The following is a 16199-nucleotide window of genomic DNA, read 5'->3' on the forward strand; positions in this document are numbered from 1 at the left end:
GGCGAGATCGAAGCCGCTCACAGAGTTGCAGCGAGGAAGGTCTTCCTTCGCTCCCGGTCCAGGAGCCGCTGGTCGAGCGTCGTCAGGATTCGCAGGAACAGACCACCGGCGATGAGGCCGCCGACGAGGTCGGTGATCCAGTGCCACCCGAGGAGGAATGACACCACGACGGAATTCATGGCGATCGCTGCCACGACCCAGCTGAGTCCGTGCACGACTCTTTGGGAGGCGCCGCTGTAATGGGCGATCAGGTAGACAGCTGCCCCGTAGATGAGGATCGCTTCGGAGGAATGCCCAGAGGGGTAGCTGATTCCACGATCACCCAAGTCGAGCAGACCACCTTGGAAGAACCTCGGATCGTGCAAGGTCGTCGACGGCCGTGCCAGGAGAACTTTCAGACCCCCGACGCCGATGTAGAACGCTGCTTCCGTTGCCAGCGCGAATCCGATCGGACGCCAGGATCGGCGTCGATACGCGAGGGTGATCGCCACGGCCGCCAGCACAGGCAGACAGACTGCTTGCCCGGCGATGCGATCCAACACGTTCTGTGCGAACCACACCAGATCGGGATTGAAGAGATAGAGCCAACGCCGATTGAGTTGGTAGTCCAGTACTCGTACCGGCCCGGCGGCGAGGACGGTCAGCACGATGAAACCCAGCGTCAAGACCCAAATTGAGGTCGCCTGATCCAGCCACCCCTTGCTCTGAGCCCGCAGTCTGTCACGATCGGAGGGAATGCCAACCGGATCATCAGACGCCGTATGTGAATCGACAACCATCATGGGAAAGTCTAGTCCGTCGCAAGTGCTGCTGTTGACACTGCTGTAGTTCGGGAACTGCCTCAGCCCTGTCATGTTGCAGATCGAAGACGTCGCCCATTCCAAGGAAGTTCATGAGGCGTTCAGTGCAGATCCCGTGCACGGTGACGAATCAGCGCCCTGGGGCGACCAGCAGAACCATTGGCCCAGTGACAATGATCACGTAGCATCAAGTATGGACGTCGTCGACTTTGTTCCTGAACACAATCAATTCGTCTACACCTTCGGCGGCTGCCGGCCGGCAGCCGCGATCAAGCCCGGTACCACCCTGCGACTGTGGTCCGAGGACGCATTCAACCATGCAATCACCTCAGCCACCGACATTCCAAGCACGGTGCTCGATCCGCGGCGTCTCAATCCACAGACCGGCCCTTTCTATGTCGAAGGGGCCGAACCTGGGGACACGCTGGCTCTCCACATCGTCGACCTGACCCCGGCTCGTGGTTGGGGTGCTTCCGCCATGATTCCCTTCTTCGGCGGGCTGACCGCCACTGACAGGACGAGCCTGCTCCACGATCATCTTCCCGAAGGCGTCTGGATCTATGAAATCGACTCCACCGCGCAGACCGTGGGATTCCAGACATGCACGGGCGATTTCGAAGTCGCCCTGCCGATCGAACCCATGCTCGGAACCGTTGGGGTGGCCCCGGCCGGCGGAGAGGTGCATTCCTCTCTGACACCCGAACGCTTCGGCGGAAACATGGATACCCCGGAGATGAGAGTCGGGACGACTGCCTACTTCGGTGTGAACGTTGAAGGTGCCATGTTCTCCATCGGCGACGGACACTACCGGCAGGGCGAAGGTGAAGCCTGCGGTACTGCAGTGGAGGGAGCGATGAACTCGACGATCATCGTCGATCTCATCAAAGGCGGTGCTCCGGCGTGGCCGCGTCTGGAAGACGACGCTCATTGGATGGTCGTCGGATCCTCCCGACCGATGGAGGACTCGTGGAGGATCTCCCAAGTGCAGATGATCCAGTGGCTCGGCGAGCTCTACGGGCTGGACAGGATGGACGCCTATCAGCTGCTCACCCAGATCTCGCTGGTCCCCGTCGCCAATGTCGTCGACACCAATTACAGCGTGATGACGAAGATCGCGAAGTCCCTGCTGCCGGAGCGGAGCGCGTTCAACGGGATGCACGCGGACCTCCGCGATCGTGCTCGCTCTTTGGTCTGATCCCAGACAGCGAACTCAGAACCCGCGAACGTCGAAGAGAAAGGGTCTCACCATGGACTTGAAGATCAGCGGAAAGTCAGCAATGGTCACCGGAGGCACACGCGGTATCGGGCGTGCCATCGTTGAGGCTTTTCTGGCCGAGGGCGCAAACGTGGCCTTCTGCGCACGAAGCGCCTCAGAGGTCGCCGAGGCGGAAGAGTCTTTGGCTTCGAAGGGTAGGGCCCTCGGCACGGTCCTCGATGTTCGAGATGCCACGTCTCTGTCCGCATGGGTTGATGCCACAGTCGCAGAGTTCGGCACCATCGACATGGTTGTCAGCAGTGTCAGCGCCTTGGCGATTCCGGACACCGAGGAGAACTGGTACGAGTCGTTCAACGTCGACATGATGGGCACGGTCAACCTGTCCAAACTCGTCATTCCCCATTTGGAGATGAGCGATGTGGCGTCGCTGATCTCCATCTCGAGTGTCTCGGGGCGTGAGGCCGACTTCGCATCCGGGCCGTATGGCACGATGAAGACCGCGATCATCGGCTACATGGCCGGGTTGGCTCTCAGCCTGGCTGACAAGGGCATCAGGGTGAATACGGTGTCGCCGGGCAATACATATCACGAGGATGGAGTGTGGCCGGGAATCGAGACGAACGATCCTGAGTTGTTCTCGTTCGCGCTGGGTCTGAACCCCACAGGACGTATGGGAACACCAGCGGAGACAGCTGCCAGCGTCGTCTTCCTATCCAGTCCTCTGTCGAGCCGGACGTCTGGGGCGAACCTATTGATCGACGGAGCATTGACTCGCGGGATCCAGTTCTGAAATCAGTGTGATCGTTCAGTCGTCATCGGACTCGTCGCGTGGGGCTTGGGTTTCATCGTCCTTGCGATCCTCGGCGTCCTTCTGCTCCGGGTCATTTGCATGTACGACCTGCGAAGTGGGGGGGCCACCCCGGACCCTGCAGCGCAGTGTCCGCAGGGTCCGGGAGCAGCACAGCGGACTAGACCTGTTTGTCAGCGGTCGGTGACGTCGTGCATCGCCTCAGTCGGGACAACCAGGACCGGCCCTTCAGCGTTGTTGATGACACCGCGTGATATTGAACCCAGCAGAGCGCTCTTGACTGCGCCGCGACCGCGAGTGCCGATGGCCGTGAGAGCAGACGAACGCGTCTTGGCGGCGATCAGGGAGATCGGCTCACCAACGGCGACCTCGGCCGTGATGTCCACGGACGGGTGCAGCTCCTGGAGCCAGGAGAGTTCGGCCTCGATCGACTCCTCAAGTTCACTCCGGCGCGTTTTGGTGCTGGACTCGTCGACGTAGAGCTCAGGGTACCAATACACCCATTCATCAATCAGGGGCATGGCGGCGAAGATATGCAACTTGCCGCTGCGGTGTTCGGCCTGCTGTGCCGACGTGAGCAGGACCATGCGACTCTGCTCGGATCCATCGATCGCAGCGACGACAGGGGAGTCGGTCGTTCCGTGGGTGAAGCGCTCGGCGCCTTGGGCCTCGACCGGCTGATAGCCACTGGGCACCACGACGGTGGGGCAATGGGCATGGGCGGGCAGTGCCGCCGCGACCGATCCCAGAATCCGCCCGACGAAGCCTCCCCGACCGCGGGCTCCTACGACGACCAGCTTCGCCCGAGCCGAAAGTTTGACGAGGGCGCCGGTGGCGTCTCCCTGCGTGGTCACGAATTCTGCTTTTCCCGGGTATTCCCTGAGGGATTCGCGTGCCTCGCTAAGAGTCTTCTCGGCGAGTTCCCGTCTGAACTGGTCCTCGGGTTGGGCCGGAAGTGATGCCATGTTGGGATAGATCATCAGCGGGACGCTGAATGCGGTGACGACCGTGAGCCCGATACCGCGGCTCAAAGCCTCCACAGCTGCGAAGTGAAGTGCAGATTGTGCGTGTTCGGAGCCATCGAATCCGACCATGACATCGAGGTCTCGCTCTGCGGAATCGAAGGGTGTGGTGATTGGAGCCGTGCCAGCGCTGCTATTCATTGCAATCCTCTCATCGGAGTTTCCCTGATCACGACGAACGCGAAAGCCGTGTTGATGACGATCGAATTCGCTACTACAACCATAGCAACAATTCTACAGAACGTAGAATAACGTGTCGTCCCATCTTCCGCGGCGAGAATCCGGGCGAACTACCGGTCGAGGGGCGGCTCCGCGTCACTGGTCTGAGGAAGCACTCAACTGTATGGTCGGCCTCCACCTCTGACGTCTCAGGCAGGAAGTCCGATCGACATCAGCAGCTTGCCGCGGAGTCGGAGTTCGTATACTGCCTCGGTCATCTCACAACCCCAGCACCCGCACCGCGGTGTCCTTCATGATCAGCGGCACGGCTTCCTCCTTGATACCTAGTTCCTCGAAGTCCTTGATCCAACGCTCGGGAGTGATGAGCGGGAAGTCGGAGCCGAAGAGTGTCTTGGTCTTGAGCATGGAGCCGATGGCGCGGGTCAGCTGTGGTGGGAAGTACTTCGGCGACCACCCGGAGAGATCGATGAACACGTTGGACTTGTGCGTGGCGATCGAGATCGAGGCATCGGCCCACGGCACGGACGGGTGCGCGAGGATCATCGTCAGCGTGGGGAAGTCCGCTGCCACGTCGTCGAGGAGCATCGGGTCCGAGTACCGCAGTTTGATTCCGCGTCCGCCGGGGAGTCCTGCTCCGATTCCGGTCTGTCCGGTGTGGAAGAGCGTGACCAGTCCGTGTTCGGCGCAGGCTTCGTAGATCGGGTAGTAGGTGCGATCGCTGGGATCGAATCCCTGCAGGCTGGGGTGAAACTTCATGCCCCTGACTCCGTAGTTCGTCGCCAGATCGTGGACCCGGGCAATCGCCTCGGCGGTGTTGAGGGGATCGACGGAACCGAAGGGGATGAGGACGTCGTTGTGCTCGGCGGCCTTCTCCGCGATCATCTCCGACGAGACCGGAGGGTGATCTCCCAGCGCCGTTCTGGCGTCGACCGTGAAGATCACGGCCGCCATGTTCCGCTCCCGGTAGTAGGCGGCGAGGTCGTCGACCGTGGGCGTGCGGGGGACCGGTGCCTTGAAATACCCCGCCGAGGCGTCGAGGAGTTCGCGATCGAGCGAGGTGTGTTGGTGGGCATCGGCTTCGACATGTGTGTGCACGTCGATCGCGGTGATCTTCGAGAGGTCGATATTGGGTTGGTAGATCATGAGTGTCCTTCCGGAAACGGGATTGTCAGCATCGTAGCCGTGGGTGAGGGACGCTGTACCTCAGTGCCCAGGAACTGGCTCTAGGGAAGCTCCCCGTACTTGCGCTTGAGGGCGATGAGTTCAAGCAGCATCTCGTCGCGTTGCTTGGCGATGAGCACAGGATCCTTGCCCTCGAGCTCATCGTCGACCCCGGCGACCAGCTTGTCAGTCAACTCCTCGCCGAGGTGGACCTGCCCCAAGTCACGCATCCACACTTCCTGTGGTGGTCCCAGGTGCTCGAGCACGTGCCGCATCCCGCCCTGTCCGCCGGACAGTCCCTGCTGCACGAGGGGACCGAGAATCGCCCAGCGCAGACCGGGCCCATAGGAGATCGCCGTATCGATGTCCTCGACAGAGACCATGCCGCGGTCGACAAGCGAATACGCTTCCTGCCACAGGGCCGCCTGCAGGCGGTTCGTGACATGACCGGGCAGTTCGGCACGGACGAGGATCGGCTTCTTCCCGATCGACCGGTAGATCTCGAGCCCACGCTTGACCACCTCGGCGGGAGTCGCCGGTGTCGGCACGAGCTCGACGAGGGGAACCAGGTGAGCCGGGTTGAACGGGTGCCCGACGACGATCCGTTCGGGATGATTGGTCGCTTTGGTCGCCAGCTCGCTCGGCGCGAACCCGGAGGTCGACGATGCGATGATCGCGGAAGCGGGCACTGCGGAGTCGGTTTCGGCGAGCATGGACTGCTTGATGTCGAGACGCTCGGGACCGTTCTCCTGCACGAAATCAGCATCGCCGACCGACTCGGCCAATGATCCTGCGAAGTGCAGACGCTCCATCGCCGAGGTGATGTCACCTTCTCCGGTCACTTCGAGGTTTCCCTCGACTTGGGACCGCAATCGCGCTTCGGCACCGTCTGCTGGGTCGAAGGCCGTGACCGTGTGCCCGGCAGTGAGGAATCCCGTCGCCCACGCGGCCCCGATGACACCGGTACCGAGGATCGCGACCTTGAGAGTTGTACTCATGCCTCCACCTTCGCCTTTCGTGCCTGTGCATACTCCACGTACTCATCGAGCGACCACGGATCCTGCAAGGCCCCGGTGCTCGCCACTGACTCGGCGGTCGCACCCTGAACGATGCGTTTGACCGGGACCTCGAGCTTCTTGCCCGTGCGACCCAGTGGAATCCGTGTGACCGGCACGACCTCGTCCGGCGTATGCCTGGGGGACAGCCGTGACTTCAGCTCAGTCCTAATCCGATCCGACAGTCCGTCAGAGAATGACATCCCGTCCTCGGTTTGGACGAAAAGGACGAGCTCGCCCATCCCACCATCGGGATCCTCGAGGTGGATGACCAGGGCATCGGCTACCTCGGCGAAGGTGTCGAGCACCGAGTAGAAGTCCGCGGTGCCCAAGCGCACCCCGCCGCGGTTGAGGGTGGCGTCGGAGCGGCCGGTGACGACGACACCGCCGCCGGTGGTGAACTTCGCCCAGTCCCCGTGGCGCCAGATGCTGGGGTACTTGTCGAAGTACGCTGCCTCATACCGGGCGTCACCGTTCTCGCCCCAGAAGGTTACGGGCATGGACGGGGTGGGCTGGGTGATGACGAGTTCGCCCAGATCATCGACCACTTCGTTTCCGGAGGCGTCGAAGGCGGAAGCGGCGAAGCCGAGGGAGACTCCCGACATTTCGCCCGAGTACACCGGTGTCAGTGGGGAAGCCTGGAGGATGCCGGTACACACATCGGTACCGCCGCAGCCCACATTGAGCAGCACATCGTCACCGAACTGCTCGTACACCCATTCGTACCCCTCGGCGGGCAGTGGTGCACCGGCGGCGCCGAACTGGGAGACCGCGGACAGGTCGAATTCCTCGGTGGGGTTGAACCCAGCCTTGCGGGCAGACATGATCGCTCCAGGTGCCACACCCATGAGTGTGGCTTTGGTGTTCGCAGCGATGCGCCAGAGTTCCTTGGGATCCGGAAAGTTGGGGTTGCCGTCGATCATGACGATCGAGGACCCGACGACCAACCCGCCGACGAGGGTGTTCCACATCATCCACGCGGTCGTGGAGAACCAGCAGAACTGGCTGCCGGGCCCCAGGTCGAAGTGCAGGGTGTGGTTCTTCAACGTCTCGAGCAGGATGCCGCCATGGCTGTGCACGATGGCCTTCGGCCTGCCGGTGGTTCCGGAGGAGAAGAGGATGAATAGCGGGTGGTCGAAGGGTACCGGTTCGAACTCCAATTCCGCCGAGGGGGCCCCGCCGGCCGTACCCGCCGAGGTTGCCCCGAGCCCCGCATAGTCAACGACGTCGATCGCGTGGTCGAGGCCGGCACCGTTCGTGAACTGTTCGCGTGTGTCGTCATCGAGGGTGAAGTCCCCATAGTCGAGGGAGACGAGGTGGGTCAGTGTGGGGAGTGCTGCGAGGACCTCGGTGAGTTCGCCTGTGCGGTCGACGGCCTTGTTGCCGTACATGTAGCCGCTGATTGCCAGCAGCACGGTGGGTTCGACCTGGCTGAAGCGGTCGATGACGGATTGGGTGCCGAACTCTGGTGCGCAGCTGGCCCAGATCGCTCCGAGACTGGCCGCGGCAAGGAACGCGACGAGGGCCTCGGGCTGATTGGGCAGATAGCCGACGACTCGGTCACCCTTCTTCACTCCCAGGTCGATGAGACCGGCGCGGACTCGGGCGACCTCGCGGCGGAGCTCGGCGTAGGTGAGTGTGAAGTCCTCACGAGTCTGGGACACCGCGGTCACGGCCACCTCGTCGGCCTGTTCGGGCGCACCCAGGGAGTGCTCGGCGTAATTGAGCGTTGCTCCGGTGAACCAGCGAGCGTGCGGCATGACCCGTTCCTCGAGCACCGAGGTGTACGGGCTGTGGGACTTCACGTCAAAGTACTCCCAGACGGATTCCCAGAAGTCTTCGATATCGGTGATCGACCAGGCGTAGAGATCGTCCCAGCCATCAAACGAGTAGCCGAACTTGGCATTGACCCAGGTGAGGAAGGCACCGATGCTGCTGGTCTCGATGGCGTCGGTGGGAACGTCGCGGATGACTTTTGGCATGTCGGAGCTCCTCACTTGTTGACCTTGGGGCCGGAGCCGTCGAGGAAGGCGCGCATGAGGTCCTTGGCCTCGGTGCTCGACTGGGCGACGGAGGCCATGAGGGACTCCATCATGTAGCCCTCATCTCGCCCGGATTCGACGATGCGCGGCAGTGTCTGGGTGATCGCGTAGTTCGTCACCGGGGAATTCGAGGCGATCGAGGCCGCGAGTTCCTTGGCCTTGTCCAGGCCTTCGCCGACTGGTACACGGTAGTTGACGAGCCCGATCGCTTCGGCCTCGGCGGCATCGAACTTACGCCCGGTGAGCATCATGTCCTGCACACGGCTGAGTCCGATGAGTCGGGGGACGCGCACCGAAGCGCCGCCGCCGACGAAGAGACCGCGCTTGCCCTCGGGCAGGGCGAAGTAGGCGCTCTCTTCGGCCACGCGCAGGTGGGCGGCAGTGGCGAGTTCGAGTCCACCGCCGATGACCCCGCCCTGGAGGACAGCGACGACGGGGATTTCGGATTCGGTGATCATGCTCATCGTCTTGTGCCAACCGCGCGAATGGTGGAGGCCGGCCACGGCGTCGCGTTCGGCCATTTCGGACAGGTCGAGGCCGGCGCAGAAGTGATCGCCGACGGTTGTCAGCACGATCGCCGAGACCTCTGGCGGGGTGCGGAAGAACTCGCCCAGGGCGGCCACCGTGGCATCGTCAAGGGCGTTGCGTTTGGCCGGGCGATCGAGGGTGAGGATGCCGATGCTGCCTTCGGTGGTGAAGCGCAGAGCCTCGGAGATCTCGAGCGTGGTCGGCTGTGAGGAGACGTCCGTGAGGTGGGAAGCAGGGGAGTTGGTCATGCGTGGTCCTTCGATGGTGCGGTTGGTGCTGGCTTGCCGGTGGTTGAGGGAGAAGATTCTGTGGAGTGGGCGCCGAGGCCGCCGGTGGTGCGCAGAGAGACCTTGTGGACCTTCCCGGAGCCGGTGCGGGGGAGTTCGTCGACGAGGTCGAAGTACTTCGGCACCTTGTATTTGGCCAGGCGGGTGAGCAGGAACTCGCGCAGTTCTTCTCCGGTCAGGGGCGAAGCTGCAGAGTCGGCTCCGGCATCAGCGCCAGCCCCGGTCTCAGGTACAGTCACGATGACGAAGGCGTGGCCCACCTCGCCCCACCGTTCATCGGCGGCCGCGACGACAGCGGCCTCGGCCACGGCAGGGTGGTCGAAAAGGGCGGATTCCACCTCGGCGGGATAGACGTTCTCCCCGCCGGAGATGAACATGTCCTTGAGCCGGTCGACGATGAAGAGGAACCCCTCGGCGTCGAGATAGCCGATGTCGCCGGTGTGGAACCAACCGCCGGGCGAGAACGCCGCATCGGTCGCGGCCTGGTTGTTCCAGTAGCCGCTGGTGACATTGGGCCCGCGGACGACGATCTCGCCCTTGACTCCGGCTTCGCAGTCGTTGCCGGCCAGGTCACGGACGCGCACCTCGGTGAAGGGCACGGCCCGGCCTGCCGATCCTGCCTTGTCCAACGCGTTCGCAGCAGGCAGGAACGTGCATCCGGGGGAGGTTTCGGTGAGTCCGTAGCCCTGGCAGAACATGATGTCCTTGGCCTGGAATGCCTCGATGAGTGAGACGGGGATCGGTGCGCCACCGGAGTTGACGAATCGCAGAGAGGACAGGTCGGCGGTGTTCCACCTCGGTGATTGGAGCATGTCGGAGAACATGGTCGTCACCCCGGCCATCCACGTCAGACCTTCGTGCTCGATGGCGTCGAAGGCGCGGTTCACGTCCCACTTGGATTCGATGAGCATGTGCGCCCCGCGCAGGTAGCTGGTCATCACCTGCTGGTCGAGGCCGATGACGTGGAAGAGGGGAGCGGTGACCAGCGTGACGTCGTTGGCGGTGAGGTCCGAGTTGAGCAGAAGGTTGAAGGAATTCCACAGCAGATTCGCGTGTGAGAGCACCGCACCCTTGGGCCGCCCCGTCGTTCCGGACGTGAAGAGCAGAAACGCCGGTTCGTCACCGGTGACCTCAGCCGCAGGCACCACCGGCACGCTCGCCGAGGTGGCTGTGTCCTCCCAGCGCACCGGTTTCTGCGCGACGGCGTCGCTGAGTTGCTCGGCGGTCTCAGACATCTCGGGGGCGACGTACAGTCGGGCCACCTCGGCGAGGGTGAGCTGATAGTCCAGTTCGGCCGGGGCCAGCCGCCAGTTCAGCGGGATGAAGATCGCTCCCAGGCGCAGGCAGGCGAGGAGGACTTCAATGAGCGCTGGGTGGTTGGGGCCGAGGTAGGCCACCCGGTCGCCTCGGCCAATGCCACGTGAGTGGAGGTCGGCGGCCCGGGATAGTGTGCGTTCGTGCATCTGGACGTAGGAGTAGTCGATGCCGGCGAAGGTGATCGCAGTCTTCTCGCCGTAGTCGGTGGCCTGGCGTTCGGAGAGCCTGGCCAGGCTGGGGTGGGTGAAGGTCACTGAGTCGGTCCTTCCATTGCTGCTGGTGGGGTGTCGGTCGTCGGTGCAGTACCGGTGGCAGCCGGTGTCTCGGCGAAGCGCTGTTCGGACAAGGTCCGTGACTTCGTCTCACCGAGTCGCCAGATGCAGAGGATGCTGATGGCGGCCACGACGAGGAGAACGATGGACAGCGGAATGGTCGACGGTGATCCGGTGGAGCTCATGATCGCGGCGAAGAGGACGGGCGAGATGCCCGCGCCGATGCCGGCGATCTGATAGCCGAGTGAGGCACCGGTGTAGCGGTGCTCGGTGTCGAAGAGCTCCGAGTAGAGACCGGCCAGCGGGCCGTAGATCATCGGGTGGATGATGCCTTGGCCGACGACCATGCCGATGGTGATGATGATGCCGTTCTTCGTCTCCAGCAGGGGGAAGAGGGCGAAGCCCCAGACGGCGATGAACACGGCCCCGGCGATGACGAGGGGCCTGCGTCCGATCGTGTCGGAGAGGCGGGACCAGCCGATGATGCCGAAGATCGCGAAGAAGGAGGAGAAGGACAGAGCGTTGAGAACCGTCTGCCGTTCGATGCCGATCTGCACGCCGTAGGCGATGGAATAGGTGGTGAGCAGTCCCTGGAACATGAAGGCGGACAGGCCCACGCCCACTGCGAGCAGCAGTGTCAGCGGCTGCTTGCGCAGAGTGGCGAGGATCGGGATGCCAGCCTTGGGCGTGCGCTTCTTCGCTGCGAGGAACTCTGGTGACTCATCGACAGCGGAGCGGACGATGACGCCGATGACCAGCAGGAGGACCGAGGCGAGGAACGGCAGTCGCCAACCCCAGGCGATGAAGGCGTCGGGGCCCATGGCTGCGAGGGTACCGGCGATGACGAGCGCGGAGACGAGCTGGCCGGTGGGTGCCCCGGCGCTGGTGAAGCTGGCCCAGAAGCCGCGGTTGGACGTGGAGTGTTCGGCGGACATGAGCATGGCCCCGCCCCATTCGCCGCCGATGGCCACGCCTTGGATGACGCGGATGAGGATGAGAAGGACGGGGGCGATGAGCCCCGCCTGGTCGTAGGTGGGCAGCAAGCCGATTGCGGTCGACGCGATGCCGATGGTGAACATGCTGACGATGAGCATGCGCTTGCGGCCCAGCTTGTCGCCGAAGTGGCCGAAGATGATGCCGCCCAGGGGCCGGGCCAGGTAGCCGGTGGCGAAGGTAGCCAGGCTGGCCAGGGTGCCGATGGCCGGGGTGAGGTTGGAGAAGAAGACGTCCTTGAAGACGAGTGCTGCGCAGACGGAGTAGACGAAGAAGTCGTAGTACTCGATGACACTGCCCAGGTACGCCGAGGCGGCTGCTCGTTTGAGCATCGGTGTCGATTTGGTCTGTGTGGATTTCGCGGAAGCCATGTGATCCTCGCTGATTGTGTGGCTTGGCTGTGGGTGGCTCGTCGTTCTGTGCGGTGTCCTGTGCCGGGAAGGGGGCCGATCGCCGCTGACCGAACCGTTTCCAATACTATGCAATATTATGTTGTGACGTCAATGAAATGCGATTAATAGATGGTTCGGAGCGACGTAGAGACCGTAAAGTAGAGGCATGACGGTTCACCCGCAGTCACTCTTCTTCGCGCTCGCCGGCCTGCACATGCTTGATGACCCCAGGCCGCTGAGCGGGGCCTCGATCGTGTTCGTCATGGGCAGGCTGGGTGTGGGGGAGTCGGCGGCCAGGTCCGTGCTGCAGCGGATGGCGGCGAAGAACTTCATCGTGCGACACAAAGAGGGCCGCAAGACCTTCTACACGCTCTCCGATCGCGGACGGGCGATTCTGCGCGAGGGTCAGGAGAAGATGTTCGCCGGCTGGCAGCCCCAGGATTGGGACGGCCGATGGACCTTTGTGCGCATCCAGGTGCCCGAGTCGAAGAGGACACTGCGCCACCAGATGGCGTCGAGGCTGTCGTGGGCTGGTTTCGCTCAGGTGGATGGCGGCCCTTGGGTGGCTCCCGGGCCGCATGATGTTGCCACGATACTGGGGCCGGAGCAGTCGGTGATCTCTCCGATTGTCGTCTATGGCGAGCCTCAGCCCCCGACGTCCGAAGAGATGCTGGCAGGCGCTTTCGACCTGGCGGAGTTGGCCGCCGACTATGAGTCGTTCGGCGAGAAGTGGCGAGCTGTTGATCCGGATTCACTGTCGCCGGTTGACGCGCTGGTCAAGCGAGTCGAGCTCCACTTGGATTGGCTGGCTCTTGCGCGTACGGACCCGCAGCTGCCAGCGACGTTGTTGCCGAAGGGATGGCCGGGGGCCGCGCAGAGTATTTCGTTTCGAGAGCTTGATGCTGAGTTGGGCACTCGGGAAGTTCATGCAGTGTCGGGTTTTTTCGCGGGAGATCTGAATGAACTCTATTCATTTTTGTGACAAGAATCACGTGTTGAGGGAGTATTGAAGACTACGCACGTGACCGAATATTCATGAGAGGTGCTAGCGATAGTAACGGTTGTATAACCATCGGAGTAGTTGAGGTTCCTTGGAAAATATCTGTGTTTCCTGGAGGGTATTCTGATAGAAAATTGAACTTTCTAGTACCGAGGTAGCATGAGCCAGAACTTTGACCCCAACAGCCGTCCGTCGCAGAGCCCAGCCCAGGGGCAGTCCCAGGCTCCTCAGTATCAAGAGCCCGCCATGCAGGCCAACGGCCAACCGCAGTACAGCGGTGGCCCGCAGTACAGCGGTGCCGATGCGTACGGCGTCAACGGACAGCAGGCTGGTGGAAACTTCGCGCAGCCGCCAAAGAAGCGTCAGAAAAACGTGATGGGTATCGTAGCGTTTATAATCGCTATTGTCGGGTTCATCTTCGGATGCATCCCGGGCGCACTTATTATGGGATGGATTCTTCTTCCAATTGCGTTCCTTTTGGCAATCATTTCGTTTTTTCTTAAGGGCGGAAAAGGATTCTCCATTTCGGCATTGATTTTGTCGGTCGTTGGAACCATCGTGGCGATTCTTGTGTTCTTCTTTGTGGTTGCTTCCTCGGTCGACGATGCTTTCAGCGATGATGTGTCAGCGGAGGCCCCGGCTGAAGAAGTCGTGGACGAGGCCGGCGATGCAGAGGAAGCTGGAGCCGAAGAAGGTACCCGAGAGAACCCATACGCTGTCGGAACCAAGATCAGCAGCGAAAACTGGGACATGACGATTACGAACGTCACCTTGGATGCCACCGACGAAGTCCTTGCAGAGAGCGAGCTCAACGAGACGCCAGATTCCGGCAACCAGTACATGATGATCGACGTCGAAATGACATATACAGGCGACGCACCCGACGGGGAAATGCCGATGGCCACCTTTGAATACGTTTCAGCTGGCGGCAATACTTTTGATGGCCTCGACGACATGGTGGTAGCGCCGAACGCGCTCGACACGTTGGAGAACATGTACAACGGTGCATCGACTTCCGGGTCCATTGCCATCCAGATTCCATCAGAAGACGCCGAAGCCGGTGTGCTGGCAGTCAACCCTGACATGCTCGCTGACAAGGTCTATGTCGCAGTGAAATAGGAACCGCCGGAAGCGGTCTGCCGACGTTGACCTACCCTGCAATATGATTCCCCGTTGTGACGCCCCTCTGTCTTCGGTTCGTTGCACTTGACGTGCAACATTCGGTATGAGGAGGGGTTTCATCGGGGTCTACGGCATGTGCGCGCTCCAAACAGATGTCGTGGCAAGGAGGCCTGAGTCACTGGCCGCATACCGGCCCTCTTCGCCCCTCACTCAATAGTGGCGTCGCGCATCGCCATGAGGTCCGCCCGCGCCAGTGATGTCAGCAACGCAGGATCACCCAGATCGAGCTCCTGGGCCTCCAGCGAGTAGGAGACGTTCTTGAGCATCGACTTAGCCCGTGCAGTCGGCTGTGTCGTGGCCCCAGCGGCCAACATCATCGTCTGAATCGTGCGCTGGCGAACCTCGGCGATGAACCACCGGTTGTTCTTTCCCGCGATCCAGCACAGAGCGGCGATCGCCGGCGGGTGGGCGAAGCCCCGGCGGAATGCTGCAGGGTTCGTCCGAGCTGTGAGATTCAGGATCCGCAGTACGGCAGTCGTCATCTCCGGATCTCGGAAATGGGCGTCGGCGAAGCGGGCCAGGTCGGCGGCCAGCGCCTGAACTTGAGGGAGCACCTTCGGGCTGATGCCGCCGGTGCTGAAGTCCTCGGCGGGCAGCGGCTCCTCATCGAGGGAGGCGAGGTTCTCCTCACCGCCTGCCCGCAGTCGAAGTTCTTCCCTCCAGAGTTTGGCGTCCTCCGCAGTGATCGCCCGAGGATCGAATCCTCGACCGGAGTTCGGATCGAGCCCCATTGTGCTGAGCTGTTCGATCAGCCCTTCTGGCAGTTCGACATCCGATGGCAGGCCCAGAAGGTCTGCGAGCCCAGAGGCGGGGGCCCCGGATGCGCTGGAACCCTCGGATACGCGGCGGCGATACTCGGGGAGAGCTTCATCAATCGCCTCGAGGGCCGAGGTTGTGAACTCCGGCGAGGTGCCTGAGCGCTCATTGGCGAATCGAACCACTGCGGCAAGGACTGTGGGCATGCTGAGCATGAACTCGTCATCTGCGAGGACCTTGCGCGGGTAGAGATCGCCCATGATCATATTGACAGCGGTCGCGCCCCATTTGAGTGGCTCGCCGGACCCGTGGGTGAGCTGAAAATCGAAGAGACGTTCAGCGTGCATCGCGGCATCGGATCGGATCTCCTGTGCCCAGGACGAAGCGAGGAAATCGGTGACCAGAGAGCCGATCTCGTCTTCCGTCCATTCGTGGGGTTCCTCAACCTCTCCGCCGTCAGGCAGGAGCCGCAGCATCCAGGCCAGGAGCAGTCGCACCGAGGGCCAGGTGTCGGTTTCCGTGGGTGGCATCATGTGGTCGCCGTGATCGACGAATTCCTCGATCTGGGCGCGCGCATTCGCCAGCGTCAGTTCGATGTGATCGGAGGGCATCTGCGGATTGTCCGCGGCCAGTCGCTGGATCGAATCGATGGTGTCGTCGATCGGATAGCAGTCCTCGAGGTAGGGGGTGCCCAGCCGGGTCACTGCCACAGCCATCGTGACAGGCTGCCCCGAGAGCGAGAATTCGACGAACAGTGTCTCTTCGTGGCCGAGCTCGTGGCGCAGTGAAGCAGCGGCGACAGGTGACACTGAATCAAGGCTGCGCAGCCACTCCGGTAGTGACTGTGACCTGGAATCGACGGCACGGTGGATGCGTCGTCGCAACAATGGGTCGTCGAACATGGCGGCCCAGATGAGCAGGAGCGCGTCGGTCTCTGGCGCCGCTGATTCCATCATCGCCGAGGTGAGGGTAAGGAACTGCTCCGAGAGCGGGCTCGACTCGACTTTGGGAGGCATCGAGAATGGTGATGAACCATCGTCCTCGTCGACATTGGCGGCGTACCCCATGGAGCTCGCGGCCAGAAGCAGCGGGACAGGACTCGGATCGGCAAGGACAGCCGAGAGCTCGGCGAGAAGGTCGGGTTCGTCGCTCGGTGGCTCCGGTGGCTGTGAAGGCATGATCCCACGC

At 62.4% G+C, this 16199-nt stretch carries 13 protein-coding genes; 4 read left to right on the forward strand and 9 right to left on the reverse strand.

Annotation, left to right across the window (positions count from 1 at the left end; all coding sequences use genetic code 11):
* Positions 1-17: 17 nt before the first annotated feature.
* Positions 18-665, reverse strand: coding sequence for a phosphatase PAP2 family protein (locus CXR25_RS06750; protein ID WP_226829742.1), 648 nt, complete (start codon positions 663-665; stop codon positions 18-20).
* Positions 666-852: 187 nt separating this feature from the next.
* Here CXR25_RS06750 and CXR25_RS06755 point away from each other — a divergent pair, with 187 nt between their 5' ends.
* Together CXR25_RS06755 and CXR25_RS06760 are read left to right on the forward strand one after the other, a co-directional pair.
* The gene (locus tag CXR25_RS06755) at positions 853-1995 is read left to right on the forward strand and encodes an acetamidase/formamidase family protein (protein WP_009884787.1); all 1143 of its coding nucleotides are present in this window, start codon (positions 853-855) and stop codon (positions 1993-1995) included.
* A gap of 52 nt (positions 1996-2047) precedes the next feature.
* Positions 2048-2806 (forward strand): SDR family NAD(P)-dependent oxidoreductase, encoded by a 759-nt coding sequence (locus tag CXR25_RS06760; protein ID WP_096158545.1) that lies wholly within the window; start codon positions 2048-2050, stop codon positions 2804-2806.
* A 191-nt stretch (positions 2807-2997) separates the two neighbouring features.
* Here the strand turns inward: CXR25_RS06760 and CXR25_RS06765 are convergent, their stop codons facing one another.
* The 7 genes from CXR25_RS06765 to CXR25_RS06795 form a co-directional block, all read right to left on the reverse strand.
* Positions 2998-3987 carry a universal stress protein gene (locus CXR25_RS06765; protein WP_114385078.1) on the reverse strand — a complete coding sequence of 330 codons (990 nt, stop codon included), beginning with the start codon at positions 3985-3987 and terminating at the stop codon, positions 2998-3000.
* 297 nt (positions 3988-4284) lie between these two features.
* On the reverse strand, positions 4285-5169 hold the full coding sequence (locus CXR25_RS06770; RefSeq protein ID WP_009884791.1) for a 4-hydroxyphenyl-beta-ketoacyl-CoA hydrolase: 885 nt from the start codon (positions 5167-5169) through the stop codon (positions 4285-4287).
* 80 nt (positions 5170-5249) lie between these two features.
* Positions 5250-6185: a 3-hydroxyacyl-CoA dehydrogenase NAD-binding domain-containing protein gene (locus CXR25_RS06775; protein WP_009884792.1), complete on the reverse strand. Its 936-nt coding sequence runs from the start codon at positions 6183-6185 to the stop codon at positions 5250-5252.
* Positions 6182-8224: an acetoacetate--CoA ligase gene (locus CXR25_RS06780; protein WP_125240465.1), complete on the reverse strand. Its 2043-nt coding sequence runs from the start codon at positions 8222-8224 to the stop codon at positions 6182-6184. Before CXR25_RS06780 ends, CXR25_RS06775 begins: the two co-directional genes overlap by 4 nt.
* 11 nt (positions 8225-8235) lie before the next feature.
* Entirely contained in the window at positions 8236-9060 is an 825-nt protein-coding gene (locus CXR25_RS06785; RefSeq protein ID WP_009884794.1) for a crotonase/enoyl-CoA hydratase family protein, read from the reverse strand.
* On the reverse strand, positions 9057-10670 hold the full coding sequence (locus CXR25_RS06790; RefSeq protein WP_205676700.1) for an acyl-CoA synthetase: 1614 nt from the start codon (positions 10668-10670) through the stop codon (positions 9057-9059). The genes CXR25_RS06785 and CXR25_RS06790 overlap by 4 nt, the downstream gene beginning before the upstream one ends.
* Positions 10667-12052, reverse strand: a complete 1386-nt coding sequence (locus CXR25_RS06795) for an MFS transporter (protein ID WP_009885445.1) — start codon at positions 12050-12052, stop codon at positions 10667-10669. Before CXR25_RS06795 ends, CXR25_RS06790 begins: the two co-directional genes overlap by 4 nt.
* 187 nt (positions 12053-12239) lie before the next feature.
* On the opposite strand from CXR25_RS06795, the gene CXR25_RS06800 reads away from it, so the two are divergent.
* Both CXR25_RS06800 and CXR25_RS06805 read left to right on the forward strand, forming a co-directional pair.
* A complete protein-coding gene (locus CXR25_RS06800; protein ID WP_069599852.1) occupies positions 12240-13055 on the forward strand; it encodes a PaaX family transcriptional regulator in 816 nt (271 codons plus the stop codon).
* 177 nt (positions 13056-13232) lie between these two features.
* Positions 13233-14192 (forward strand): DUF4190 domain-containing protein, encoded by a 960-nt coding sequence (locus tag CXR25_RS06805; protein WP_226833507.1) that lies wholly within the window; start codon positions 13233-13235, stop codon positions 14190-14192.
* A 209-nt stretch (positions 14193-14401) separates the two neighbouring features.
* Here the strand turns inward: CXR25_RS06805 and CXR25_RS06810 are convergent, their stop codons facing one another.
* Positions 14402-16189 carry a hypothetical protein gene (locus CXR25_RS06810; RefSeq protein ID WP_114385079.1) on the reverse strand — a complete coding sequence of 596 codons (1788 nt, stop codon included), beginning with the start codon at positions 16187-16189 and terminating at the stop codon, positions 14402-14404.
* Between the last annotated feature and the right edge of the window lie 10 nt (positions 16190-16199).

The sequence above is a fragment of the Brevibacterium aurantiacum genome (assembly GCF_003932995.1).
Taxonomy (GTDB): domain Bacteria; phylum Actinomycetota; class Actinomycetes; order Actinomycetales; family Brevibacteriaceae; genus Brevibacterium; species Brevibacterium aurantiacum.